The organism is Streptosporangium carneum, assembly GCF_027922005.1.
In the GTDB taxonomy this organism is placed as follows: Bacteria; Actinomycetota; Actinomycetes; order Streptosporangiales; family Streptosporangiaceae; genus Streptosporangium; species Streptosporangium carneum.
In genome coordinates this window covers 228,974-252,720 of sequence record NZ_BSEV01000005.1, presented here as the reverse complement: position 1 = coordinate 252,720, position 23,747 = coordinate 228,974, and the positions used below count along the sequence as shown (strand labels likewise).

Below are 23,747 nucleotides of genomic sequence, written 5' to 3'. Positions count from 1 at the left end.
GACGGCTAGATCCGTTCGACGACCATGGCCATTCCCTGACCGCCTCCGACGCACATCGTCACCAGACCGACCGCGCCGTCCGTCTCGCGGAGCCCATGCAGTACGGTACCGACCATGCGTGCGCCCGTCATGCCCGGCGGGTGACCCATCGCGATCGCCCCGCCCCGCACGTTCAGCCGGTCGTCGCCGACCCCCAGATCCTCAGCGCAGGGGATGACCTGGGCGGCGAACGCCTCGTTCAGCTCGACGAGGTCCACGTCGTCCATGCTCATCTTCGCCCTGGCGAGGGCACGGCGGGCGGCCTCGACGGGGCCCAGCCCCATGATCTCGGGGCTGAGCGCGGACAGGCCGGTGGAGACGACCCTTCCCAGCGGCGCGATCCCGAGATCACGGGCCAGCCGGTCGCTCGTCACCACCAGGGCCGCCGCCCCGTCGTTCACCGGGCAGGCGTTGCCCGCGGTGATCCTCCCCCCGGGACGCAGGACGGGTTCGAGCGCGGCCAGCCCCTCAAGGGTCACCTCCCGGCGCGGGCCGTCGTCCCGGTCTGCGACCGTGCCGTCCGGCAGGGTGATCGGAGTGATCTCAGAGCGCCAGAACTCCTGGTGAAGCGCCGCCCGCCGCTGCGACCGCAGCGCGAACTCGTCCATGGCCGCCCTGCCGATCCCCCGCAGCGCGGCCACGTACTCCGCCGTCTGGATCATCGTCAGGTAGGCGTCCGGCCGTTCCAGACGCGTGCGGGGGTCGCTCCAGGCGAAGTCGCCCCGGGCGCGGTGCCTCGCCGTACGGCTCGCCGCCGCCGTGTAGCACGCGTTCGGGGCGCCGGAGCTCTCCGCGCTTCCGTGCTCGTAGCGGCTGGCCGTCTCCACCCCCGCCACGACGAACGCGTCCCCCTCGCCCGCCCGGATCGCGTGGACCGCCATCCGGGCGGCCTGGAGACTGGACGCGCAGTGCCGGGTGACCGTGGTTCCCGGCAGGCCGTCGAGGCCGAGCAGCACGGCGACCATCCTGGCGAGGTTCCAGCCCTGCTCACCACCGGGGCTGCCACAGCCGAGCACCAGGTCGTCGAGACGCGCCGGGTCGACCTGGGGCACCTGGGCGAGGACCGCGGACACGACGGCCGCGGTCAGGTCGTCGGCACGCATCTGGCGCAGGCAGCCCTTGCCCGCGCGGCCGATCGGCGAGCGAGCGGCAGCCACGATGACCGCCTCTGTCATTTCTCCTCCTTGGTGAGCTTCCGGGTCCTGGTGAGGTTCCGGGCGGGGTCGCCGGCGAGGACGGTGCCGGGGACGGTGTCCGGGACGGTGCCGGAGACGGTGCCGGGGACGGTGTCGACCGCGTCGAGCAGCGCGCGGGTGTGCGGATGGGCGGGAGTGACCAGGACCTCCGCGCACGGGCCGCGCTCGACGCACTCGCCGAGATACATGACCGCGACCGAGTCGCACAGGTACCGCACGATCGGCAGGTCGTGCGCGATGACCAGGTAGGCCAGGCCCAGCTCGGCCCGCAGGTCGCGCAGCAGGTTGAGGATCAGGGCCTGCACCGAGACGTCCAGCGCCGAGGTGACCTCGTCGAGCACCAGCGTCCTGGGCCTGGCGGCCAGCGCGCGGGCGATGGCCACGCGCTGGCGCTGTCCGCCGGAGAGCTCGTGGGGATAGCGGTCGAGCAGGCCCGTGGACAGGCCGACGAGGTCGAGCGCCTGCCGCACGGCCGTCCGGCCGCTGTCACCGGCCCGCCCGGCGGCCTCGGCGATGCCGGACGCCACGGTCATGCGGGGGTTGAGCGATCCGCTGGGGTCCTGGAACACCATCTGGATCTCGGGGTGGGGCCTGGGGCGGCGGCCCGCCGCGCGGAGCACGGTTCCGTCGCCGCGGATCTCGCCCGCGGAGAGCGGCACCATGCCGGTGACCGCGCGGGCCAGGGTGGACTTGCCGGAACCCGACTCGCCGACCACCCCGACCGCGCCGCCCGCCGGAAGGTCGAGGTCCACGCCGGAGACCGCGGTCACGGCGTTCCGTCCCCGGCCGTAGCGCACGCTCACGCCCCGCAGTTCGAGCCGGTTCACGCGAGACTCCCCTCGTCCACCCAGCAGGCGACTTTGCGCCCGCCGGGAACCTCGCGCAGCACGGGACGCGTCCGCGCGCACCGGTCCTCCGCCAGGGCGCATCTGGGCGCGAACGCGCAGCCCGGCGGCCCCTCACCCGGCCGGGGCGGCTGCCCGTCGATGGCGGGCACCGGGCGGCCGAGGTCGGTGGTCATGGTGAGCGAACTGTCCAGCAGCGCCCGGGTGTACGGGTGCTTCGGCGTGGCCATCACCTCGGCGGTCGGCCCTTCCTCGACGATCCGGCCCGCGTACATGACCGCGATCCGGTGACACAGTCCACCGACCACGGACAGGTCGTGGGAGACCAGCACGATCGCTGTTCCGTCGGCGGTGTTGACGTCGCGCAGCAGGTCGAGCATCCCCCGGCGGAGCGTGTTGTCCAGCGCGGTGGTCGGCTCATCGGCGAGCAGCAGGCCGGGCGCGGTGACCAGGGCCATCGCGATCGTCGCCCGCTGCCGCTGCCCGCCGGACAGCTCGTGCGGGTACTGCCGCAGTCGCCGTTCGGGTTCGGGAATCCGCACGTCCCGCAGCCCTGCCAGGGCCAGCTCCCGGGCCCGCGCCCGGTCTGCCCCCCGGTGCGCGCGCGGCGCCTCGGTGAGCTGGACGCCCAGCTTCAGCGCGGGGTTCAGGCAGGCCGCCGGGTTCTGGAAGACCAGCGCCAGCCCGGTGCCGAGCAGTCTCCTGAGCTCCCGCGGCCGGTCGGAGCGCAGGTCGCGCCCGTCGAGCGTGAGCGTGTCAGCGCTTGAGCCGACCGGGTACGGCAGGAGCCTGGCGACGGCGAGCATCGTCATCGACTTGCCCGACCCGGATTCGCCGACCAGCCCGAGGATCTCACCTCGGCCGACCCGCAGGTCCACCCCGGACACGATGGCGGCGCTGCCCGGGCTCCCGTCCACCGTGACGGTCAGGCCGCGAACGTCGAGCAGGGCGGGACCCTCCGAGATGTCGTCCGGGGCTTCGTCCGCCGCGCCTTCCGCACCGGATGCCGCCCGGGCCCGCCGGTCGCGCCCGGCGTCGCCGGTCGTCCAGAGCGAGGGATTGGCCACGCGGGCCAGCGCCTCGCCAAGCAGGCCGAAGGCCAGCCCGGCCAGCGCGATCATGACCGCCGGGGCCAGCGCGACCAGCGGGGTGACGTAGAGGTCGCGGACCCCCTGCGACAGCATGCCGCCCCAGTCGTACGCGGGCGGCTGGACCCCGGCTCCGAGGAAGCTCAGCGACGAGACCACGACCAGGCTCATCCCCGCGACCACCGACAGGCTCACCGCGAGGCTGTCGGCCATGTTGGGCACGACGTGCCGTACGAACACCCTGATCCGGCCGACTCCGAACCCTCTGGCCGCCGCGACGTGGTCACGGACGAGCACCGTCATGGCCAGGGTCACCACGATGCGGGCCACCCCGGGGGCGCCGGCCACGCCGACCGCGACCGCGGCGCTCCCGGTCGCCTGCGGCAGGACCAGGGTGGCCAGGATCGCCACCAGGATCGCGGGGAAGGCGAGCACCGCGTCGAGCACACGCAGGCCGGCCGATCGTGTCCGAGGTCCGGCCGCGGCCACCGCGCCGCCGAGGATCACCCCGCCCAGCGCGGCCACCGCGGCCGCGCCCAGGCCGAGCAGCAGGGAGGTACGGGTCGCGACCAGCGTGCGAACCAGCACGTCTCGGCCGAGCCGATCGGTGCCGAGCCAGTGCTCGGCGCTCGGTCCGAGCACCGCGTCCGCGGCGCGCACCGTGACCGCCGGACCGCTCCCCAGCACGGGCGCGACCAGTGCGACGACCGCCAGCACCGCCAGCACCCCGAGGGCGACCGGCCCCACGACCGTGGACCGGAACGCCCGCCGGCCTCCCCGCCGCTCCGGGGCCGAAGCGGCCTGGGGCACGGCCTGACCGGTGAGCGCGGTCATGACGTGGCCGCCCTGACGCGAGGGTCGAGCAACCTGACGGCCGCCTCGACACAGCCGTTCACCAGGACGATCGCCGCGCCGAGCAGCAGGATCACGGCCTGCACCACCGGATAGTCACGGGCCATGACCGACTCGACGAGCTTCGACCCGAGTCCCGGCAGCGCGAACACGTTCTCGACCACCACCGTCCCGCCGAGCAGCCCGGCGAACACCAGGCCGCCGACGGTCAGGGCCGCCGTCAGCGCGTTGGGCAGCACGTGCACGCCGTACACCCGCAGCGGGCGCAGCCGCTTGGCCCAGGCCGCGCGCGCGTACTCCTGCGCGAGCACGGCCAGCGTCTCCACCCGCACGATCCGGGAGAGCACGGCCGCGGGCGCCAGGCTCACCGCGATCGTCGGCAGGATCAGACCGGACGGACCGGTCAGTCCCGCGACCGGCAGCCAGCCGAGCACGACCGAGAACACGAGCGCCAGCAGCGCCCCCGTCACATATTCCGGGACCGCGCCGGCCAGCGAGGTGCCCAGCGCGAACGAGGCCTCGGCCCCCCGGCGCCTGCCCTCCCGGGTCAGCGCGCCCATCACGAGCCCGATGAGCACACCGGCCGACATCGTCACCACGATCCCGGCCGTCGCGAGGCGCAGTGTCACCCCCAGACGCGAGCCGATGACCTCGGTGACGGGTTCGCCGGTCTGGAAGGAGCGGCCGAAGTCGAGCTGGAACACGTGCGCCACGTAACCGATGAACTGCCGGTGGATCGGCTGGTCCAGCCCGAGCCGCTGACGCACCGCCGTGACCTGCTCGGGAGTCGCGTTGAGGCCCGCGACGCGGACGGCGGGGTCGCCGGGGACCAGGTGCAGCAGCAGGAACGACACCACCAGCAACCCGGCCAGCAGGGCCGCCGTCACACCGATCCGGCGCGCGGCCCAGGTCAGCACATGCATGATCGTCACCGCCTACGACCGGGAGAGGTGGTGAAGGTCGACCAGGGTGCCGCCACCGGCCAGCCTGGCGGTGAGCCCCGCACGGGCGAACCAGTGCGGCTTCAGGTGCACCAGTGGGACGACGTCGGCGGACTCGACGATCGTCTTCTGCGCCTCGGCCCAGAAGGCGCAGCGCTCCGCGCCGAGCGACGCCTGCGCCTTGGCGACGGCGCTCTCGAAGCCGGGGTTGCGGATTCCGGCGAAGTTGGCCCCCTTCGGAGGCGCCTCACCCGTCACGAACAGCCCCAGCGCGCCGAGGCTGGGAGCCAGCGGGGTGAACGGGTAGACGGTGACGTCCCAGTCGCCGCCCTTGAACAGGGTTTCGGCGAAGCCGTTGAGCTCGACGAGCTGGAGCTCGACGGAGGCGCCGGTTCTGTGCAGGGCCTCCAGCACGTATTCGAACCCGGCCGCGTAGTCGGTCGAGCCGAGCAGCCTGATCGTCAGCGGCTTGCCGTCCCTGACCAGCCTGCCCCCTTCCAGGATCCAGCCCGCCTCGGCGAGCGCCCTGGTCACCGCGGCCGAGTCGACCGCGGTGACCGGAGATCTGACCTGGGTGTGGCAGGGGACCTCGGGACTCACCGGGCTGGTGGCCGGGTCACCCGCGCCGAAGAAGGCCGACGTGTTGAAGTCCGTGGCGCTGACCGCCCCGGCGAGCGCCGCGCGCAACGCGGGGTCGGCCCCCGGCCTTCCCTTCGCGTGGTTGAACACCAGGAAGAACGACCCGTAGATGGCCTGCGTCACCGCGGTCAGCGACGTGTCGCTCTGGGCCCTGCGCACGTCCGGCCCGCTGATCCAGCCCAGATCGAGATCGCCCGAGCCGAGCATGTTCGCGGCGGTGCTGTCGTTCTGCACGACGCGGAAGGTCACCTCTCGCGGGTAGGCCCCCGTGTGGCCTGCCGGACCCCACCCGTATCCAGGTCTGGCCCGAAGCGTGTAACTCGCCCCCCTGGTCGTCCCGCCCAGCGTGTAGGGCCCGCTCCCGGCCGGAGCCGCGGCCAGGCCCGCGGGACTGCGCAGTCCCGCGGGGCAGACGATCGAAGCCATCGGCTGGGCCAGGCCGATCAGCAGGTCGCTGTAGGGCTGGTTCGTCCTCACCGTCACCGTGCGGGCGGCGTCGTCGGCCTCGACGGTGTGTCCGGCGTTGCCGAAGACCAGGTTGGCGTACGGCGCGCCGGTCTCCTCGGCGCCGAGCCGCCTCAGCGAGGCGGCGACCGCCGAGGGCGTCAGTTCCGCACCGTCGGCGCACGTCACGCCTTTACGCAGGATCAGCGTGACCGAGTCGGCGGTCTGCTTCCAGGACTCGGCGAGATAGGGGACGACCTTGTCCCCCTCGACCGCGACCACCCTGTCGTACAGGGCCGTGACGAGCTGGTAGCCGTTGGTGGTCCGTGTCTTGGCCGGGTCGAGGGAGTCCCAGTCGGAGTTGAGCCGCACCACGACGGGGGCAGCGGGATCGACGGCGGGCTTTCCCGTGCCGGCGCCGCCGCAGCCGGCCGCCGTGAGAGCGGTCGCCATGACGACGGAGGCGAGCACGCGCGGCCGGGCGCGGGCGGGGCCGGAGGGGGGTGCGCTGTAAGCGCCGGGGGCACTGAGGCCGTGAGCCTTCGCCATGAGGCCATCACCTAATTTCTCGACAGGTGCGTCAAATAATGCACGCTAACGTCGAGGAATGTGGCGCGTCAATGCCCCACCGGACGTCCCCACGCCTCCCCCCCTCCGGAGATCTCCCTCCGGAGACGACCAGGAATCGCTCCGACTCGGCCGGCGCCCGCGCCGCGGAGCGACGAAAGGGACCTCGGTTCCGACCGAGGTCCCTTTCGGCTCCGGAGGTTCGGCACGTGGCCCGCGGGTCAGAGGTCGGGCAGCCAGGAACCGTGGAAGCCTGCCGGGACGCGACGGGGAAGCCGGACCGAGGCGGTGAAGTCCAGGGTGGCGGCGTCCAGGACGAGCAGCCGGGAGGCGTCTCCCGACCGGTCGGCGACGATCGACAGCAGCCAGCCGTCGTCCTCGGCGTCCGAACCGGCGGCGGGCACGAACACCGCCTCGCCGGGGTGCCCGTCGACGTCTCCGACCTGGGCGGCGCCGGTCTCGGTGTCGTACTTCACCACCGCGTCGTCGGAGACCGTGTACAGCAGGCGGGCGGCGCGGCCGAGCCGGTCCTCGTTGAACGTGGGGAACTCGACCGTGCGGTCGTCGCGCTGCTCCTCCCTGACCGCGCCGCTCGCCGGGTCGAGCACCCACCGGTGCAGCACGGCTCCCCCGGTCTCGGCGGCGGGGTTGGCACTGCCGCCGACCCGCCCCCAGATGGAGGTGAAGGACTTCCGCGAGTAACGGACCGCGTCGAGCACCACACGCCCCGAGGCGTCCTCGCGGGCGTTGCCGACATGGAAGACGTAGCCCGGGTCGACGTCGAACCAGGTCGTCCTCCCCGCGCGGTCCATCACGCCGATCCTGGCGCCGTAGGAGTCGTCCCACCGGAACGGCAGGCCGCCGCCGACCATGCTCATGTCGAAGACGACCGGCAGGTCGAGCCAGATCACGTGGTTCTCGGTGATCGCGAAGTCGTGGATCATCGTCGGCCCCGGTACGTCGACGATCCGGCTCTCCACCAGCTCCCCGGCGGCCGACAGGCGGTGGTAGGTCAGGTAGGGAGGGAACACCCCGTAGCCGAAGAAGTGCAGCTCGCCGGTCACCGGGTCCTGCTTGGGGTGCGCGGTCATCGCGGTGGTCAGCCGCCCGCCGAAGTCGCACGGTCCGACCGTGTCCAGCTCGGATGTCATCTCGTAGGGGAAACCGCTCTCGACCAGCGCGAGGATTTTGCCCGCGTGCCGGATGACGTGCGTGTTGGCGCTGACGGCGGTCCGGTCGAAGTTGCCCTGCTCGTCGACCACCCGGGCGCCCTCGGTGAAGGCGCGGGTGCGCACCCACCGGTTGCGGTACCACTCGGCGCGACCGTCACGCAGGCGCACGCCGTGGATCATCCCGTGCCCGGCGAACCAGTGGCCCGGGTCCTGGCCGGGCAGCGGGTTGGGTCCGTTGCGGAAGTAGCGGCCGGTGAGCTCGGGCGGCAGGACGCCGGTGACCGGCAGGTCGAAGGCGTCGATCTCGTCGGGGACGGGGGCGAGGTCACCGGCGAGGTAGGCAGGGCTTCGCGGCGTTTCTGAGGTCTTGGAGACGGCGGTCACGGTGAACTCCAAACGATGTGGCGGGATCGGAAAAGGCGGTGGACAGGCCGCTCAGCCGTCGGTCAGGCGGTGTCGCGGGCGGCCGGAGCCTGCCGGCGGGCGGCGACGACCTTCGGGTAGCGGGCGGTGAAGATCATGGGCGCCACGAAGGTGACGATCTTGATGGTGACGACGGCGGCGGTGGCGTGCGGGGCGACGCGCAGCAGCAGGGCCAGCCCGACGGCGGCGACGGTGAAGGCGACGCCCCACACGGAGGTGATTACCGCGTTGACGCGGTAGAACCGCGGCGTCTGCCAGACCTCTCTCGGCGCCATGCTCCTGGCGATGCCGAGGGTGAAGGGCCTGCGGATGGCCAGCGATCCCCAGGCGGTGACCGCCAGCCAGGCGTTGACGAGGGCCGGGCCGTACGGCATGAGCGGGGAGTCCGGGTCCGCGAAGGAGATCAGGGCGACCAGGACGAAGAAGACCGCGGCGCTGGTCTCGATGACCATCTGGTCCCACTCCTTGCCGGCGCGACGGTCGGCGACGATCACCCCGAGCGCGATCACCAGGCCGGCCAGCGCGCCATAGCGCCAGTCGTCACCGGTGGCGATGACGGCGTAGACGATCCAGGGGAGGAAGCCCAGGAGATTGCGGATCATTGCCGACCTCTTCGACGCTCGACATTCCTATGTAGACAGGTCGAAGGTAGACCTTCCTATTTAGACATGTCAACAGAGAAATATAGAATGCCGCCATGAGCCTCAGACACGCGATGCTGGGCCTGCTCAGCGAGGGACCGGCGAGCGGCTACGACCTGCTGAAGATCTTCGAGGCCTCCCTGGCCAACGTGTGGACCGCCACGCAGAGCCAGCTCTACGCCGAGCTGGGCCGCCTGGCGGACGCGGGTCTGGTCGAGGTGACGGCGGAGGGGCCGCGCGGCCGCAAGGAGTACGCCATCACCGAGGCCGGGCTCGCCGAGCTCCGTCACTGGCTGACGGAGACCGACCCCGCCCCCCACGACAGGCGCAGCGAGATGCTCCTGCGCGTCTTCTTCCTCGGCCAGGTCCGCCCCGAGCAGGCACGCGCCTACCTGGCGCGGCTGGCGGAGGACGCCCAGAGGCAGAACGACGGCCTGAACAAGCTGAAGGAGGTCGTGGAGCACGGGGACGACGCCCTGTCGGTGTACGGCATGATCGCCCTGGAGTGGGGGTTGCGCGCCAGCGCCATGTATCGCGAATGGGCTCTGTGGGCCGAAGGGCAGATCGGCGACGAACCCGGCCGGCCCCGGGCATGACTCGACCGCGCCTCACGCGGGTTTCGCGGTGGACGCGGTCGGGTGGAGAGTGCGGCCGCCTGGTGGGCGTCCTTGGGGCGCGTCGCCCGGCAGGTCGTGCCGGGCGGCGTCGGGCCGTCCCCGCCGGTGGGACGGGACGGTCAGGCTCTGCCGTGCCTGGTGTGGCGGCCGGGAGCGGTCACCGGGCCGCACGCCGTTCACCGGAGTCGATCCGGCCGGTGTCGTCGCTCGCCGAGCCGGCGCCCAGAAACGGCGCCGGAACGGCGAAGGCGTGCGATGAGGGCGCTAGCGGGTGGCGCGGTTGACGGCGGAGATGATGGCCTTCAGGGAGGCGGTCGTGGTGTTGGCGTCGATGCCGACGCCCCACAGCGCCTGGCCCGCCACCTCGCACTCGATGTAGGAGGCGGCCTTGGCGTCGGTGCCCGCGCTCATCGCGTGCTCGGCGTAGTCCAGCACGCGGACCTGGATGCCGATGCCCGCCAGGGCGTCGCAGAAGGCGGAGATGGGGCCGTTTCCGACGCCCTCGATCTCACGGATCTCACCCTCGAAGCGCAGGTCGACGCCGATGGCGTCCTTGTCGTCCCCCCTGGAGACGGTCCGGTGGGCCAGCAGGCCCAGGCGGCCCCACGGGCTGGCGGGGTTCGGGAGGTACTCGTCGGTGAAGACCTCCCACATCTGGGCCGGGTTCACCTCGCCGCCGAAGGCGTCGGTGCGGGCCTGGACGACGCGGGAGAACTCGATCTGCAGGCGGCGCGGCAGGTCCAGGTGGTGGTCGGCCTTCATGATGTAGGCGACCCCGCCCTTGCCGGACTGGCTGTTGACCCGGATGACCGCCTCGTAGGTGCGGCCGATGTCCTTGGGGTCGATCGGGAGGTACGGCACCGCCCAGGTGAACTCGTCCACCGGCACGCCGGCGGCGGCCGCGTCGCGCTCCATGTGCTCCAGGCCCTTCTTGATGGCGTCCTGGTGGGAGCCGGAGAAGGCGGTGTAGACCAGCTCGCCGCCCCAGGGGTGACGCGGGTGGACGGGCAGCTGGTTGCAGTATTCGGTGACCCGGCGTACCTCGTCGATGTCGGACAGGTCGATCTGCGGGTCGATGCCCTGCGAGAACAGGTTCATGCCCAGCGTGACCAGGCACACGTTGCCGGTGCGCTCGCCGTTGCCGAACAGGCACCCCTCGATGCGGTCGGCTCCCGCCATGTAGCCCAGCTCGGCCGCGGCCACGGCCGTGCCCCGGTCGTTGTGCGGGTGCAGGGACAGCACGATCGAGTCGCGGTAGGCCAGGTTGCGGTGCATCCACTCGATCTGGTCGGCGTAGACGTTCGGCGTGGCCATCTCGACCGTGGCGGGCAGGTTGATGATGACCTTGCGGTCGGGGGTCGGCTGCCAGACGTCGTTGACGGCGTCGCAGACCTCGACGGCGTACTCCAGCTCGGTCCCGGTGAAGGACTCGGGAGAGTACTGGAAGTAGATCTCCGTGCCCTCCAGCTCGGCGGCCAGCTTCTTGCACAGCTTGGCGCCCTCGACGGCGATCGCGGTGATGCCGTCCTTGTCCTGGCCGAAGACGACCCTGCGCTGCAGCGTCGAGGTGGAGTTGTACAGGTGGACGATGGCCTGCTTGGCGCCGCGCAGCGACTCGTAGGTCCGCTCGATCAGCTCGGGCCTGGCCTGGGTCAGAACCTGGATCACCACGTCGTCGGGGATCCGGCCCTCCTCGATGATCTGCCGGACGAAGTCGAAGTCGGTCTGCGACGCGGCGGGGAAACCTACCTCGATCTCCTTGTAGCCCATCTTCACCAGCAGCTCGAACATCTTGAGCTTGCGGTGGGCGTCCATCGGGTCGATCAGCGCCTGGTTGCCGTCACGCAGGTCGACCGCGCACCACTGCGGGGCCCGGTCGATGACCCTGGAAGGCCAGGTGCGGTCGTCGAGCCTGACCGGGGCGTAGGGCTGATAGCGCTTGAACGGCATGGAACTGGGCTGCTGCTGCGGATACATGCAAGGGCTCCTCGGCTGGGAAAACAATCGCGGCCGACACGCATGGCTCGCTCCGCGACGAGGGAGCCGGCCTTCTACAGGCCCTCGTCGCGGCAGCTAAGAAGCAGCACGCGCAGCATGCCTAGCACGTTAGCAGACGCTCCCGAATGCTTGAGAACCGGTCTCACATCGCGGAACCCGGGAGGCCTCGGAGTCCCGTTGACCGCGCGAGGTCCCCGCGAGGACGCTCCGCCACCTCGCATGCACCCGAATCGGCCGCTTCCGGTCGCGCGTTACAGTGGCGCTACCGCCGATGACAGGGGACGGAAATGAAGGATGACGACATTCTCGCCCACATCCACGAGCTGATAGCCGAAGAGCACGGCCTCCGCCAGCGGCTGGCCTCGGGCTCGATCTCCTCCCACGAGGAGAACAACCGGATCAAGCAGCTGGAGGAGGCCCTCGACCAGGCGTGGGACCTGCTCAGGCAGCGCAGGGCTCGCCGGGAGTTCGGAGAGGACCCCGACTCTGCGGCGCCGCGCCCGATCCAGGAGGTCGAGGAGTACCGCCAGTAGGGCCCTCCGTGGCGAGGCGCCGTAAACCAGTCGCCCCGCCGCCCCCCGCCGGGTTCTCCTTGGTCCATGAGGATCGAACGGATCGACTTCACCGACCCCGGCAGCCGGACGGCGCAGTGGCACGCGGCCTACCTCACCTCCCAGACCGGCGTGCCGGGCCCCCTGCCCGGCCTGCGGCGCTTCACCGTGATGGTCGAGCGCGGCTGGTCGAACCATCACGTGGAGGCCTGGGTCGCCGAGGAGGCGGGCCTCGTCGTGGGCGGCTGCTCCCTCCACTTCCCGACGACGGACAACACCCACAGCTGCGACCTGCGCTTCCTCGTGGTCCATCCCGGCCACCGGCGGCGCGGAACGGGATCGGCGCTGCTGGAGCACTGCGTGCGAAGGGCCCGCGCGCACGGCAGGGAGCTGATCCTGTCCGACGTCCGCGCGGAGGAGGCCGCCGACGCGTTCGCCGCGGGCGCGGGGGCGGAACTGGGCATGGTCAACGGCCGCAGGGCGCTGGATCTGCACGCGGCGGACTGGCCCGGTCTCGACGGGATGCGGGCGCGGGCCGTACGGCACGCGGAGGGCTACCGGCTGGAGCGGTGGGCGGGCGCGACGCCGCCCGAGCTGGCCCCCGACATGGTGGCGCTGATGGCCGGGATGAACGACGCCCCGCATGACGGCCTCGAGGTCGAGGGGGCGCGCTGGGACGCCGAGCGTTACCTCCTGTCCGAGGAGGCCGTCCGGGCCGCCGGGCTGCTGACGTACACGACGCTCGCGCGACACGGGAGGAGCGGTGAGCCCGCGGGCTTCACCCAGCTGCACGTGAGCCGGGAGGACCCGGGGAACTGGGGGCAGCAGGGGGACACCACGGTGCTGGCGGCCCACCGGGGGCGCAGGCTCGGCCTGCTCATGAAGATCGAGAACGCCGCCTGGTTCCACGAGCGCGAGCCCTCCGTCCAGCGCGTCGTCACCTGGAACGCCGACTCCAACACGCACATGGTCGCGATCAACGAGCTCATGGGCTTCCGCACACTCGACAGGTGGCACCACTGGCAGCTGCGGCTCTGACCCCCGCTCACCCGGGGGCCGCCCCCGGGTCCTTCACGGACCGGCCCTGGCAGCGCGGGTCGACCGGCTGCACGGGACGGGTCGGCGCGAGCCAGGAGGCCACGTTCTGCTCGACGTACCAGCCGTGCAGGTTCACCGAGGTGCGGGGCACCGCGCCGGGGTCCGGGCACAGCACCCTGGACTGGAGCGTGCCGTTCTCGACGAAGCTCACCCCGCCGTCACGCCCCAGGACGGTGAACATCTGGTCGTCGCTCGCGACCAGATAGCCGACGAGCACCCGGGGCGACCCGTTCTCGCTCACCTGAAGGGCGGTCAGCGGCAGGATCGGCGCCCGCATCACGACCACGCCCACCAGGAACGGCGCGAACACCGCGATCGCGACGGCGATGCCGTGGGTGAGCATCCTGGCGGGGACCTCGGGAACCGGGCCGGTCAGCAGGACCGCGGCTCCCGGCGGAAGGGTCAGCAGGAGCGCGGTCGCCACGTCGTGCGCGGCGACCGCGGCGGCGATGGCGGGCCACAGCGCCACGTAGGAGAGGATCGCGGCCATCGCGGGCAACGCGTAGCAGAACGCGATCCGCAACTCCTCACGGTGGGGGAAGCGGTCCCTGACCGTCAGGCCCGCGGCGGCCAGCGCCAGCATCGCCAGCGTGGGCAGGAACCGCAGCTGCCAGGAGAACAGGCCGACCGCGACGGCCAGGATCACCACCCAGCCGGGAAGCCGTTCTGCGGCGCGCACCAGCCAGGAGGAGCGGCGCGCGCTGATCCAGTAGAGGGTGCCGAGCACCTTGCCCCCCAGGACGAGGGCGGGCAGAACCCACAGCGCCGTCAACAGGGCGACGCTGAGCAGCCCGAGCGGGCTGATGCTCTGCAGGAGCAGGAGCAGCGTCTGGGTGTCCTGCCTGCTGGCGTACCACAGCCGCACCACCAGCAGGACGAGGGGGAACACCGGCAGGAGCGTGAGCAGCCACTCCTGGTTCTTCGGCGTGGCCTTGACGCGCCGGGCGCGCTTCACCGGGACGGGCAGTCCTGGACGGGGAGGTTCTGCTCCCACGGCCACCTGCGCACCTGCGGAGGCTGCACGCACGGCTGCTCCGCCTGGGCCACGTTGACGTCGACCGAGAGCATCGGGTCGATGTAGGTCTCGTAGGCCTTCTCCCACCTGTGGTCCTGCGGGTCGGCGTACGACCGGTAGAGCGAGAGGTCGACCAGGGTGCGCAGGGCGACGTTCGGGCCCGCGTTGACCGCCCACATCTCGGTCGCCTCCAGGGCGATGTCGTGGTGCTTGAGCGTCCCGCCCGACTCCGCGACGAATCCGGCCAGGATCGCCGCGTCGGTCGTCACCGCGTCGAACTCGCCGTTCTTCAGTCCGTCCACGCAGTCGCTGATCAGGTTCTTGCCGGTGACGTCCGCCTTCGTCGCCCTCTCCAGCTCGGTCTCCGAGGTCGAGGTGCCGAGAGTGCAGACCTTCTTGTCCTTCAGCTGCCCCAGAGAAGTGATCTTCCCGGAGTAGTCGGACCTGGTCACCACGGACTGCTCGGTGAGGAGGTAGGGCGTGGAGAAGCCGACCGCGGGGTCGTCCTTCCTGGAGGGCGTCACGCTGAAGGTCGCGACCACCAGGTCCACCCTGACGAACTCGCCGTTGGCGTTCTGGGCCTGCCTGCGCGCCCTGTCCTCCGTCTCGATGGTCATGAAGTCGACCTTGTCCCGCGGGTAGCCCAGATCGGCGGCGATCATGTAGGCGATCTCGATGTCGAACCCCTTGAAGACGCGCTTGCCGCCCTGTTCCTGGAGCAGCGCGATGCCGGGGGTGTCCTTCTTGACGCCGATCGTGAGCCGTTCCTTGCCGAACAGCCCGGCCTTCTCCCGCAGTTCGTCCTCGGCCGGCGGCCCGTTGACCCACAGGACCGACGCGACGACCACGAGCGCGGCCAGGACCAGGCCTATCCACGCGGCGAGCCGGAAGCGTCTCATGCGCCGGGGCCGCCTCGGCTCCGGCGGCGGGACGGGCAGCGGCTCACGGTCCTCGGGGAGAACCCGCGGCTCCTCCGCCGCCGCCTCCACGCCCGCAGGCTCTTCAGTCATGGCACCCCTGGGCTTCCTGTTTTCCGCAGGCTATGTCGCGGTTCCGAGAATCGGGCGCGCCTTCACCAAGCCGAGACCAAACGACCTTTTCCTGAGAACTTCCAGGGCGGGGTGCGGGTTCCCGACTTTCTCCACGGCGACGGAGACCGTGCCCGCGCAACCGCGCCACCTGGGCGATCTCACCGCCGTCCGGGAACGCGCGCAAACAGAACACGCATATTCCCGCGGGCGAATTCGCCGTTCACGCGGCCGTCAGCGCAGGAAGGACATCGCCGTTCGGAACGCGCCCGGCCGAAGGCCCCGCGGACCCACGAGACCCGGCCTCGGACCCACAGGACCCGGCCCAGGCCTCACAAGGACCGAACGTCCGACCGCGCGAGGCCTGGACGTCCGGCCGCGCGGCGGTCGTGACCGCCCCCCGCGTGCGCCGGGCCCGTCCCGGCCGCCCCGCGCCGGGGGCCGGCGCACGCCTCAGTCGTAGAAGCCCAGACGACGCAGCTGCTTGGGGTCGCGCTGCCAGTCCTTGGCGACGCTGATCCGCAGGTCGAGGTAGACCCGGGTGCCGAGCAGCGCCTCGATGTGCTTACGGGCGTTGCTGCCGACCTCCTTGAGGCGGGCGCCCTTGTGCCCGATCACGATGGCCTTCTGCGAGGGACGCTCGACGAACATGTGGGCGTAGATGTCCAGCAGGTCGTCGCGGCCCTCACGGGGCAGCATCTCGTCGACGACGACCGCGATCGAGTGCGGCAGCTCGTCCCTGACGCCCTCCAGCGCGGCCTCACGGATCAGCTCGCCCACCAGCACCTGCTCGGGCTCGTCGGTGAGCTGGCCCCCCTCGTACAGCGGAGGGCTCTCGGGGAGCCGGTCGATCAGCACGTCGGCCACCACGTCGAGCTGCTCCCCCGACTCCGCCGAGACCGGGACGATCTCCGCGAAGTCGGCGAGCTGGGAGACCGCCAGCAGCTGGGCGGCGATCTGCTCACGGGTCGCCAGGTCGCACTTGGTCACCACGGCGACGACCGGGGTCTTCTTGACCGCGCCGAGCTTCTCGGCGATGAACCGGTCGCCCTTGCCGACGGGCTCGTTGGCGGGCACGCAGAAGCCGATCACGTCGACCTCGGTGAGGGTGGACAGCACCAGGCTGTCCAGCCGCTCGCCCAGCAGGGTGCGGGGCCGGTGCAGGCCGGGGGTGTCCACGATGACGAGCTGGGCGTCCGGGCGGTGGACGATGCCCCTGATGGCCCGGCGGGTGGTCTGGGGCTTGGACGAGGTGATCGCCACCTTCGTGCCGACCAACGCGTTCATCAGCGTGGATTTGCCGACGTTGGGCCTGCCGACGAAGCAGGCGAAACCGGCATGGAAATCAGCAGCTGAGGAACTCACGCCAACCATTGTCCCCGATGCCGGGCTCAGCTCTGACGCAACGTCCCGTCGGGGCCGGCCACCAGCAGCCTCTGACCGCCCAGATCACGGACGGCCAGCACGTCCGCCTCCGCGGGACCGTCGCCCGCCGTGACCAGCGCCGCCGCCTCCAGGGACTCCGCTCCGCTGGAGACGGCCATCGCCACGGCCACCTGCAACGCCGACAGCGTCAGCGACGGCAACGCCACGTTGGTCGCCGAGTAGGTCCGCCCTGTCTCGTCGCGCACGGCCGCCCCCTCGGCGGCGCCGTTGCGGGCGCGGGCCGAGCGGGCCAGCACGATGATCTTGTTGTCCTCGGGGTCGAGGGTCACGTCACTCACGGCACAAGGGTATTCAGCCCGCGGGATCGGGCGCGACCGCCCCTGCCCCGGTCTCGGCGCCCGGGCTCGGGTCACGGAGCCGCCTGGCCGACGAGCGACCGGGCGAGCTGCCCGGTGCGCTCCGCGTCGACGTCCGCGACTCCGGCGTGCACCAGCGAGACCAGGGTGTGCCCGGTGAGGGCGAAGACCAGGTGCATCTCGTAGGGGTATCCGTTGAGCCTGCCGTGCAGCCTCCTGGCCTGTACGGCGGTGCCGACGGCCTCCAGTCTCAGGTCGGAGACCTTGAAGGAGGTGCCCTTCGTCGCCCGGGAGACCGCGGCGACCCGGCAGCGGCCCAGCGCCTCGGTCAGTTCCGCGAAGCGGAGCTCCGCGCCCTCCCCCGCGTACGAGGCGAGGCTGACCCCGGCCAGCTCGCCGAGCCTGTCGCCGGGGTAGGTCACCGCCACCCTCGTCTCCCCGTCCCGCCGGGCCGGGCCGCCTCCTGCCGCGTCGAGGAGGAGCCGGCAGTCCTGGTCGGCCGCCCGGAACGGGGGCGACCATCCGTCGCGCGGCCGGGCGGAGAATCCGTCTGGAAGCGTCGAGGCCTCCGCCTTCAGCAGCCCTCGCAGCCGTGCGAGCTCCGCGTCGGGCCCCTTCGCGGTGCGGCCTCCGTCGACCGGCCCGCCGCCGTCGGCCGACCCGCCGCACGCCGCGGGCCCTCCCGCCAGAAACCCGCAGACGGCAGCCGTAATGACAATTCGAATCCCCCGCGTCATGACTAATCCCCCGATGTCATGTGCGAGGCGACTTATCCCCGCCGATCCGCTTTCTTCCCCGTCACCAAAAGCGGCAATCATCAAGAAACGCCTAAGGGTGCCCTCAACCACGCCATATGGCCGAGAACACCCTTCAGCGAAAGACGAGAAACGGTCTGGCGACCGTCCCGCGCCCTCTTCTCCCCCCGGGGATCGTCCCCGCGCCGCGAACCCCTCCCGGCGTCGAGGACATCCCCACCGGCCCCGCGCGACCAGGTGCCGTGAGATGAGAGTGGCAGGGCCCGCTTGCAGACCGCTTGCGGGCCGCTTGCGGGACCTGCCCGCCGTACCGGCGCGGCCAGAGCGCGGGCCGGCCGGGTGAGAGGCGACGGCGCGGATCCCCGGGTCAGTCGTGTCCGGCCGAGGCTCCGACCGAGTCGGGTTCCGCGGGGGTGATCCGCCGGACGAGGACCGTGCCGATCCGGTTGCGACGCCCCGCGAGGCTCTCCGCCGTCAGGCTGAGACCCTCGACCACGGCCTCCGAGCCCGCGATCGGCACCCGGCCGAGCGCGTGGGCCAGCAGCCCGCCCACGGTCTCGACGTCGTCCACCTCGAGCTCGATGTGGAACAGGTCGGCCAGGTCGCCCACGGGAAGCCGGGCGGTCACCCTGACGGAACCGTCGTCCAGCGGCTCGACCCGGGGAACCTCCTGGTCGTACTCGTCGGTGATCTCGCCCACGATCTCCTCGAGGATGTCCTCGATCGTGACCAGGCCCGCGGTCCCGCCGTACTCGTCGATGACGATGGCCTGGTGGATCTGACGGGCCTGCATCTCGCGCAGGAGCTGGTCGATGGGCTTGCTCTCGGGCACGTACGTGGCCGACCGCATGATCGTCTCGACCTGCTCGGCACGGCCGTCGTCACCGGTCTCCTGCACCCGGCGCACGATGTCCTTGAGATAGGCGATGCCGATGACGTCGTCCTCGTTCTCCCCGACCACGGGGATGCGGGAGAACCCGCTGCGCAGGGCGAGCGAAAGCGCCTGGTTCAGGGTCTTGCCGCGCTCGATGAAGACCATGTCGGTGCGGGGCACCATGACCTCGCGGACCAGGGTGTCACCGAGCTCGAAGACCGAATGGATCATCTCGCGCTCGTCGGGCTCGATGACCCTGCGCTCCTCGGCCAGGTCGACCAGGTCGCGCAGCTCAGCCTCCGAGGTGAACGGCCCCTCCCTGAAGCCCTTTCCCGGCGTCACGGCGTTGCCGAGCAGGATGAGCAGCTTGGGCAACGGGCCGAAGATCCGGGTCAGGCCGTACACGAGCGGGGCGCTGGCGAGGGCGATCGGCTCGGCGTGCTGGCGGCCCAGCGTGCGCGGGGAGACCCCGACGATCACATAGCTGATCACGATCATGACGGCCGCGGCGGCGGCGTAGGCCCCGCCCTTGTCGCCGAGCCAGTCGATGAAGAGCAGCGTGGCGATCACCGTGGCGACCAGCTCGCAGCTCAGACGGAGCAGAAGCAGCAGGTTGAGGTAGCGCGGCGGGTCGGCGACGATCGCCTGCAGGCGCGTCGCGCCCCTGCGGCTCTCGCGGACGAACTCCTCGGCCCGCACCCGCGAGATGCGGGTCAGGGCCGTCTCCGCGCTGGCTATCAGACCGCCGACCACGACGAGGACGACGGCCGAGAACAACCACCCGTTGGCGAGGTTCACCGCTGGGGGCGCACCTCCCGCCACGACTCCAGGAGCTCGCCCTGCAGGCCGAACATCTCCTTGTGCTCCTCGGGCTCCGCGTGGTCGTAGCCGAGCAGGTGGAGGATGCCGTGCGTGCACAGCAGCTCCAGCTCCGCCGCGGTGCTGTGCCCCGCCTCGGCCGCCTGCTTGGCGGCCACCTGCGGGCAGAGCACCACGTCGCCGAGGAGCGCGGGGTCGGTGGGGGCGTCGCCCTCCTGGCGGGCTCCGCTGCCGGGTCCGGGACGCAGTTCGTCCATCGGGAAGGCGAGCACGTCCGTCGGGCCCGGCTCGCCCATCCACTGCTCGTGCAGCACCGACATGGCCTCCTCGTCGACGACGAGGATGGACAGCTCGGCGAGCGGGTTGATGTCCATCCGCTCGAGCACGTGCCCGGCCAGCGAGACGATGAGCCCCTCGTCGATCTCGACGCCGGACTCGTTGTTCACCTCGATGCTCATCGGTCGCTCACCGTTCTTCCCCGATGGCGCTTGACCACGCCCTTGATCGCCTGCGGCTCGCTCTGCCGCTGTGTCTCGTCGTAGCGTCCGTACGCGTCGACGATGTCGCTGACCAGCTTGTGCCGCACCACGTCCGCGCTGGTCAGACGACTGAAGTGGATGTCGGGGATGCCGTCGAGGATGTCCTGGACCACCCTCAGGCCGCTCTGCGTGCCGCCGGGGAGGTCGACCTGGGTGACGTCACCCGTGACGACGATCTTCGAGTTGAAGCCCAGACGCGTCAGGAACATCTTCATCTGCTCCGGCGAGGTGTTCTGCGCCTCGTCGAGGATGATGTAGGCGTCGTTGAGCGTGCGCCCGCGCATGTAGGCCAGGGGCGCGACCTCGATGGTGCCCGCGGCCATCAGCCTCGGGATCGAGTCGGGGTCGAGCATGTCGTGCAGCGCGTCGTAGAGCGGGCGCAGGTAGGGGTCGATCTTCTCGTAGAGCGTGCCGGGCAGGAAGCCGAGCCGCTCTCCGGCCTCGACCGCGGGACGGGTGAGGATGATCCGGTTGACCTTCTTCTCCTGCAGCGCCCTGACGGCCTTGGCCATCGCGAGGTAGGTCTTGCCGGTGCCCGCGGGACCGATGCCGAAGACGATGGTGTGCCTGTCGATCGCGTCGACGTAGCGCTTCTGGTTCACGGTCTTCGGACGGATCGTCCGGCCTCGCGAGGAGATGATGTCGAGCGAGAGCACCTCGGCCGGACGGTCGGAGCTCATGCGCAGCATCGCGATGCTGCGCTCGACGGCGTCCGGTGTGAGCTCCGCGCCGCCGCGGACGAGCTCGACCAGCTCCTCGAAGAGACGCACGACGGTGCTGCTCTCCTCGGGACTGCCGGTGATGGTGATCTCGTTGCCCCGGACGTGGATGTCGGCGCGGAAGGCGCCCTCGACGACTCGCAGCAGCTCGTCGCGCGAGCCCAGCAGGCTCACCATCGAATGGTCGTCCGGAATCACCACCTTCGCCTGGGTCCGGCTGGGCCCCTTCGACCTGGGCTGGGACGTTCTGCTGGAATCGTTTGTCTCGGACATAGGCGGGCCTTTCGGCCTGTTCGCCTCCAGATATCGGCTTCGGACTTCTACGCCATCGTATCCGTGATCGCGGCGATCGCGCTTTCCGATTTCTACCCGGGCGGCCAGGTCAGGCCGCGTCCGCCCAGCACGTGCCCGTGCACGTGGAAGACGGTCTGGCCCGCGCCGGGGCCGGTGTTGAACACCAGACGGTAGCCCGACTCGGCGATCCCCTCCTGCTCAGCGACCGCGTGCGCCGCCTTGAACACCTCGTCGGCGAGGCCGTCGTCGGCTGCGGCCAGCGCCGCCGCGTTCGGATAGTGGCCCTTGGGGATCACGAGCACGTGGGTCGGCGCCTGGGGGTTGACGTCCCTGAAGGCCACGGTGCGCTCGGTCTCGTGGACGATCTTCGCGGGGATCTCCCCGGCCGCGATCTTGCAGAACAGACACTCGGCTTCGGTCACCATGCGGGCACCCTATCCCCTCGCGCCGTTGTCAATCGGTGATGGTCCATCGTCAGCAAACAAAGATCCACCCAGCTAAGGTAAGTGTGCAAAACTTCAACAACGACAGAGCCTGCGATTAGCACGATATGGCCGCCTGGCGAGGACACGACTGGGTCATGCCCCCTAATGAACCGGAAGAGCGTAAACCCTCTGGGAAGGCCGAGCGTCCCACTGATGTGACAACCGAGACCCTCGTGGCCGACAGGTCGCTGGGGGCGGTGCCCGTCGGTTGGGACGCCGACATGGCCGTTACCGCGCTCTACAGCGCGCACTATCGGTCTCTTGTGCGTCTCGCAGTACTGCTCGTCCGCGACATGGCAACCGCGGAGGAGGTCGTGCAGGATGCGTTCGTCGCCATTCACGGCGCCTGGCGCCGCCTGCGTGACACCGACAAGGCACTCGCCTACCTGCGCCAATCGGTCGTCAACCGATCGCGCTCCGTGCTCCGGCACCGAGCGGTCGTGGAGAAGTACGCGCCCAAGGGACTGCCGGACGCGCCCAGCGCCGAGAACGGCGCGATAGGCGAGCTGGAGAGGTCCGCCGTCATCGAGGCGCTCCGCGGCCTGCCCGCCCGACAGCGGGAGGCCCTGGTCCTGCGCTACTACGGGGACCTGTCCGAAGCGCAGATCGCCCACGCGATGGGCATCAGCAAGGGCGCGGTCAAGAGCCACACGGCGCGCGGTATGGCCGCCCTACGAACCTCACTGGAGCAACTGTCATGACCGACTCCCCCGACGAGTACGGCGAGCTGCTCCGCCGTGCCCTGAGCGCGGAGGCGAACTCGGTCGTTCCCTCCCCTGACGGACTGGAGATCATCCGTGCCCGCATAGAACGACGAGGGCTCCGCGGGCTGATGTGGTGGCGCGTCGGAGCCTCCGTCGCGGGCGCGGTCCTCGTCGCGGCGTCCGTCGTCATGGTGGTGCCGCAGTTCCGCCAGGAGGTCATCAAGCAGGTGCAGAGCGGCGAGGTCAACTACACCGTCTCGGCCCCGCCGGAGATGCTGGCCACCTCACGGCCGCCCAGGCAGAACGACACGCCGGCCCCGGTCACCACGAGGCCGGGGGGCCTCACCCCGCCCCCGCCGGCCCCGACCGGCTCCAGGTCCGCGACGCCGACCCCGAAGCCGTCGGCGAAGCCGTCCAGGACTCCGAAGCCCACGCCGTCGCCCACCTGCCCGACGCCCCCGAGCAACACCACGGTCGAGCCGGAGGGGCTGTCCAAGGGGTGCAGGGAGACCGAGCCGCCGGCCCCCGAGCCCTCCGAGACGGGCGTTCCCTCGGACAACCCGTGCACGGCCGACGAGTGTCCGCCGACGGAGGAGACGAGGGCCCCGGCGCCGACGGAGGTGTCGACCCCCACGCCCACGGGCACCTAGTGCGGTGACCGCACGCCCTCGCCGGGTTCGCGGTGTCTCCGGGCGCCGGTGCGGCGGGTGCCGACCCGGGCGCGCCCGGTGCCTTCGAACGGCGTGCGGCCCGGTGAACGTCCCCGGACACGGCGCCTGACGCCGTCGACCGCGGGCGGACCGGCACTCGTCGAGAACGCCTCTTTCGCGTCAGGAGGCCGGGGGGATCACCCCCGGCCCCGGGCTCACCAGCGCCCTGTGCGCGTCTGGAGCACCGCCGCGGCGGCGACTCCCGCCGTCGAGGTGCGCAGGACCGTCGGACCGAGGAGCGCGGGCACGGCCCCCGCCTCGCGGAAGGCCTCGATCTCCTCTCCCGAGACGCCGCCCTCAGGCCCGACCACCACGACGATGTCGCCGTCGCCGGGAAGGTCGAGAGCCGACAGGGGCGAAGCCGCCTCCTCGTGCAGCACGACGCCGAGCTTCGCCGCCGACAGCAGCGCGGCGACCGCGGGGGTGGCCGCGGGTTCGGTGACCTCGGGCAGGCGGAAACGGCGCGACTGCTTGCCCGCCTCACGCGCCGTCGACCGCCAGCGAGCCAGCGACTTGGCCGCCCGCTCGCCCTTCCACTGGGTGACGCACCGGGCGGCGGCCCAGGGCACGATCACGTCGACCCCCGCCTCGGTCATCATCTCGACCGCGAGCTCGCCCCGGTCGCCCTTGGGCAGCCCCTGCACGACGACCAGGCGGGGACTCGGCGGAGGCACCTCGTAGCGGCGCAGCACCGCGACGCGGAGGGAGTCCTTGCCCGCGTCGCGGACCACGCACTCGGCCACGGCCCCGGCCCCGTCGGTGAGGTCGAGCCGCTCTCCGGCCCGCAGCCGCCGTACGGCGGCCGCGTGGCGTCCCTCGGGGCCTCCGAAGGTGAACTCGGGCCGAGCCAGGTCGTCCGGCTCGGCCAGGAAGACGGGGACCGTCATCGGCCCTCGGCTGCGCGCCGAGGCGGCCCGGAGACGGCCCCAGAGGTCGCCGCGGGGCCCGCGGC

Annotated in this window: 23 protein-coding genes; 5 read left to right on the top strand and 18 right to left on the bottom strand. The window is 71.5% G+C overall.

From position 1 onward, the window contains the following. Nucleotides 1–5: 5 nt before the first annotated feature. The 7 genes from PKF00_RS14615 to PKF00_RS14585 form a co-directional block, all read right to left on the bottom strand. The gene (locus PKF00_RS14615) at nucleotides 6–1,214 is read right to left on the bottom strand and encodes an acetyl-CoA C-acetyltransferase (protein WP_271218033.1); all 1,209 of its coding nucleotides are present in this window, start codon (nucleotides 1,212–1,214) and stop codon (nucleotides 6–8) included. Then, nucleotides 1,211–2,062: an ATP-binding cassette domain-containing protein gene (locus PKF00_RS14610; protein ID WP_271218032.1), complete on the bottom strand. Its 852-nt coding sequence runs from the start codon at nucleotides 2,060–2,062 to the stop codon at nucleotides 1,211–1,213. Before PKF00_RS14610 ends, PKF00_RS14615 begins: the two co-directional genes overlap by 4 nt. Further along, nucleotides 2,059–4,002 (bottom strand): dipeptide/oligopeptide/nickel ABC transporter permease/ATP-binding protein, encoded by a 1,944-nt coding sequence (locus PKF00_RS14605; RefSeq protein WP_271218031.1) that lies wholly within the window; start codon nucleotides 4,000–4,002, stop codon nucleotides 2,059–2,061. Before PKF00_RS14605 ends, PKF00_RS14610 begins: the two co-directional genes overlap by 4 nt. After that, nucleotides 3,999–4,943, bottom strand: coding sequence for an ABC transporter permease (locus PKF00_RS14600; protein ID WP_271218030.1), 945 nt, complete (start codon nucleotides 4,941–4,943; stop codon nucleotides 3,999–4,001). Before PKF00_RS14600 ends, PKF00_RS14605 begins: the two co-directional genes overlap by 4 nt. A 12-nt stretch (nucleotides 4,944–4,955) precedes the next feature. Then, a complete protein-coding gene (locus PKF00_RS14595) occupies nucleotides 4,956–6,593 on the bottom strand; it encodes an ABC transporter substrate-binding protein (protein ID WP_271218029.1) in 1,638 nt (545 codons plus the stop codon). Between the two features lie 239 nt (nucleotides 6,594–6,832). Next, nucleotides 6,833–8,167 (bottom strand): carotenoid oxygenase family protein, encoded by a 1,335-nt coding sequence (locus PKF00_RS14590; protein ID WP_271218028.1) that lies wholly within the window; start codon nucleotides 8,165–8,167, stop codon nucleotides 6,833–6,835. A gap of 62 nt (nucleotides 8,168–8,229) precedes the next feature. Next, complete coding sequence (locus tag PKF00_RS14585; RefSeq protein ID WP_271218027.1) at nucleotides 8,230–8,808, bottom strand: DUF3159 domain-containing protein; 579 nt, start codon at nucleotides 8,806–8,808, stop codon at nucleotides 8,230–8,232. A gap of 95 nt (nucleotides 8,809–8,903) precedes the next feature. On the opposite strand from PKF00_RS14585, the gene PKF00_RS14580 reads away from it, so the two are divergent. Beyond that, the gene (locus PKF00_RS14580; protein WP_271218026.1) at nucleotides 8,904–9,443 is read left to right on the top strand and encodes a PadR family transcriptional regulator; all 540 of its coding nucleotides are present in this window, start codon (nucleotides 8,904–8,906) and stop codon (nucleotides 9,441–9,443) included. Nucleotides 9,444–9,728: 285 nt separating this feature from the next. Here PKF00_RS14580 and leuA read toward each other — a convergent pair whose 3' ends face one another. Beyond that, entirely contained in the window at nucleotides 9,729–11,441 is a 1,713-nt protein-coding gene (gene leuA / locus PKF00_RS14575; RefSeq protein WP_271218025.1) for a 2-isopropylmalate synthase, read from the bottom strand. Between the two features lie 308 nt (nucleotides 11,442–11,749). Between leuA and PKF00_RS14570 the strand changes: the two genes are divergently transcribed. Both PKF00_RS14570 and PKF00_RS14565 read left to right on the top strand, forming a co-directional pair. Beyond that, nucleotides 11,750–11,995: a DUF2630 family protein gene (locus tag PKF00_RS14570; RefSeq protein ID WP_271218024.1), complete on the top strand. Its 246-nt coding sequence runs from the start codon at nucleotides 11,750–11,752 to the stop codon at nucleotides 11,993–11,995. Between the two features lie 66 nt (nucleotides 11,996–12,061). Further along, complete coding sequence (locus PKF00_RS14565) at nucleotides 12,062–13,051, top strand: GNAT family N-acetyltransferase (RefSeq protein ID WP_271218023.1); 990 nt, start codon at nucleotides 12,062–12,064, stop codon at nucleotides 13,049–13,051. A 7-nt stretch (nucleotides 13,052–13,058) separates the two neighbouring features. Here the strand turns inward: PKF00_RS14565 and PKF00_RS14560 are convergent, their stop codons facing one another. The 9 genes from PKF00_RS14560 to PKF00_RS14520 form a co-directional block, all read right to left on the bottom strand. Continuing rightward, the gene (locus PKF00_RS14560) at nucleotides 13,059–14,066 is read right to left on the bottom strand and encodes a hypothetical protein (protein ID WP_271218022.1); all 1,008 of its coding nucleotides are present in this window, start codon (nucleotides 14,064–14,066) and stop codon (nucleotides 13,059–13,061) included. Further along, a complete protein-coding gene (locus PKF00_RS14555; RefSeq protein WP_271218021.1) occupies nucleotides 14,063–15,136 on the bottom strand; it encodes a transporter substrate-binding domain-containing protein in 1,074 nt (357 codons plus the stop codon). Before PKF00_RS14555 ends, PKF00_RS14560 begins: the two co-directional genes overlap by 4 nt. Nucleotides 15,137–15,607: 471 nt before the next feature. Continuing rightward, nucleotides 15,608–16,528, bottom strand: coding sequence for a GTPase Era (gene era / locus PKF00_RS14550; RefSeq protein WP_271218020.1), 921 nt, complete (start codon nucleotides 16,526–16,528; stop codon nucleotides 15,608–15,610). Between the two features lie 17 nt (nucleotides 16,529–16,545). Then, nucleotides 16,546–16,878 carry a cytidine deaminase-like protein gene (locus PKF00_RS14545; RefSeq protein WP_271218019.1) on the bottom strand — a complete coding sequence of 111 codons (333 nt, stop codon included), beginning with the start codon at nucleotides 16,876–16,878 and terminating at the stop codon, nucleotides 16,546–16,548. A 71-nt stretch (nucleotides 16,879–16,949) separates the two neighbouring features. After that, nucleotides 16,950–17,633, bottom strand: coding sequence for a hypothetical protein (locus tag PKF00_RS14540; RefSeq protein WP_271218018.1), 684 nt, complete (start codon nucleotides 17,631–17,633; stop codon nucleotides 16,950–16,952). 385 nt (nucleotides 17,634–18,018) lie between these two features. Continuing rightward, a complete protein-coding gene (locus PKF00_RS14535; RefSeq protein WP_271218017.1) occupies nucleotides 18,019–19,323 on the bottom strand; it encodes a hemolysin family protein in 1,305 nt (434 codons plus the stop codon). Beyond that, complete coding sequence (gene ybeY / locus PKF00_RS14530; RefSeq protein ID WP_271218016.1) at nucleotides 19,320–19,802, bottom strand: rRNA maturation RNase YbeY; 483 nt, start codon at nucleotides 19,800–19,802, stop codon at nucleotides 19,320–19,322. The genes PKF00_RS14535 and ybeY overlap by 4 nt, the downstream gene beginning before the upstream one ends. Beyond that, nucleotides 19,799–20,875, bottom strand: a complete 1,077-nt coding sequence (locus PKF00_RS14525; RefSeq protein ID WP_271218015.1) for a PhoH family protein — start codon at nucleotides 20,873–20,875, stop codon at nucleotides 19,799–19,801. The genes ybeY and PKF00_RS14525 overlap by 4 nt, the downstream gene beginning before the upstream one ends. Nucleotides 20,876–20,967: 92 nt before the next feature. Continuing rightward, nucleotides 20,968–21,321: a histidine triad nucleotide-binding protein gene (locus tag PKF00_RS14520; RefSeq protein WP_425582281.1), complete on the bottom strand. Its 354-nt coding sequence runs from the start codon at nucleotides 21,319–21,321 to the stop codon at nucleotides 20,968–20,970. 281 nt (nucleotides 21,322–21,602) lie between these two features. On the opposite strand from PKF00_RS14520, the gene PKF00_RS14515 reads away from it, so the two are divergent. Further along, nucleotides 21,603–22,082, top strand: a complete 480-nt coding sequence (locus tag PKF00_RS14515; protein WP_184719763.1) for a SigE family RNA polymerase sigma factor — start codon at nucleotides 21,603–21,605, stop codon at nucleotides 22,080–22,082. Next, entirely contained in the window at nucleotides 22,079–22,735 is a 657-nt protein-coding gene (locus PKF00_RS14510) for a hypothetical protein (RefSeq protein ID WP_271218014.1), read from the top strand. Before PKF00_RS14515 ends, PKF00_RS14510 begins: the two co-directional genes overlap by 4 nt. 215 nt (nucleotides 22,736–22,950) lie before the next feature. On the opposite strand, the gene PKF00_RS14505 is transcribed toward PKF00_RS14510, so the two are convergent. Continuing rightward, the gene (locus PKF00_RS14505) at nucleotides 22,951–23,682 is read right to left on the bottom strand and encodes a 16S rRNA (uracil(1498)-N(3))-methyltransferase (protein ID WP_271218013.1); all 732 of its coding nucleotides are present in this window, start codon (nucleotides 23,680–23,682) and stop codon (nucleotides 22,951–22,953) included. Nucleotides 23,683–23,747: the final 65 nt, after the last annotated feature.

What these genes read in the sequence shown, in the direction of transcription:
- leuA (WP_271218025.1), bottom strand. Translation starts at nt 11,441, where the DNA reads ATGTATCCGCAGCAGCAGCCCAGTTCCATGCCGTTCAAGCGCTATCAG.
- PKF00_RS14555 (WP_271218021.1), bottom strand. Translation starts at nt 15,136, where the DNA reads ATGACTGAAGAGCCTGCGGGCGTGGAGGCGGCGGCGGAGGAGCCGCGG.
- PKF00_RS14520 (WP_425582281.1), bottom strand. Translation starts at nt 21,321, where the DNA reads ATGGTGACCGAAGCCGAGTGTCTGTTCTGCAAGATCGCGGCCGGGGAG.
- PKF00_RS14515 (WP_184719763.1), top strand. Translation starts at nt 21,603, where the DNA reads ATGGCCGTTACCGCGCTCTACAGCGCGCACTATCGGTCTCTTGTGCGT.
- era (WP_271218020.1), bottom strand. Translation starts at nt 16,528, where the DNA reads ATGGTTGGCGTGAGTTCCTCAGCTGCTGATTTCCATGCCGGTTTCGCC.
- PKF00_RS14580 (WP_271218026.1), top strand. Translation starts at nt 8,904, where the DNA reads ATGAGCCTCAGACACGCGATGCTGGGCCTGCTCAGCGAGGGACCGGCG.
- PKF00_RS14540 (WP_271218018.1), bottom strand. Translation starts at nt 17,633, where the DNA reads ATGACGCGGGGGATTCGAATTGTCATTACGGCTGCCGTCTGCGGGTTT.
- PKF00_RS14570 (WP_271218024.1), top strand. Translation starts at nt 11,750, where the DNA reads ATGAAGGATGACGACATTCTCGCCCACATCCACGAGCTGATAGCCGAA.
- PKF00_RS14565 (WP_271218023.1), top strand. Translation starts at nt 12,062, where the DNA reads ATGAGGATCGAACGGATCGACTTCACCGACCCCGGCAGCCGGACGGCG.
- PKF00_RS14600 (WP_271218030.1), bottom strand. Translation starts at nt 4,943, where the DNA reads ATGCATGTGCTGACCTGGGCCGCGCGCCGGATCGGTGTGACGGCGGCC.
- PKF00_RS14505 (WP_271218013.1), bottom strand. Translation starts at nt 23,682, where the DNA reads ATGACGGTCCCCGTCTTCCTGGCCGAGCCGGACGACCTGGCTCGGCCC.
- ybeY (WP_271218016.1), bottom strand. Translation starts at nt 19,802, where the DNA reads ATGAGCATCGAGGTGAACAACGAGTCCGGCGTCGAGATCGACGAGGGG.
- PKF00_RS14605 (WP_271218031.1), bottom strand. Translation starts at nt 4,002, where the DNA reads ATGACCGCGCTCACCGGTCAGGCCGTGCCCCAGGCCGCTTCGGCCCCG.
- PKF00_RS14595 (WP_271218029.1), bottom strand. Translation starts at nt 6,593, where the DNA reads ATGGCGAAGGCTCACGGCCTCAGTGCCCCCGGCGCTTACAGCGCACCC.
- PKF00_RS14510 (WP_271218014.1), top strand. Translation starts at nt 22,079, where the DNA reads ATGACCGACTCCCCCGACGAGTACGGCGAGCTGCTCCGCCGTGCCCTG.
- PKF00_RS14585 (WP_271218027.1), bottom strand. Translation starts at nt 8,808, where the DNA reads ATGATCCGCAATCTCCTGGGCTTCCTCCCCTGGATCGTCTACGCCGTC.
- PKF00_RS14615 (WP_271218033.1), bottom strand. Translation starts at nt 1,214, where the DNA reads ATGACAGAGGCGGTCATCGTGGCTGCCGCTCGCTCGCCGATCGGCCGC.
- PKF00_RS14525 (WP_271218015.1), bottom strand. Translation starts at nt 20,875, where the DNA reads ATGTCCGAGACAAACGATTCCAGCAGAACGTCCCAGCCCAGGTCGAAG.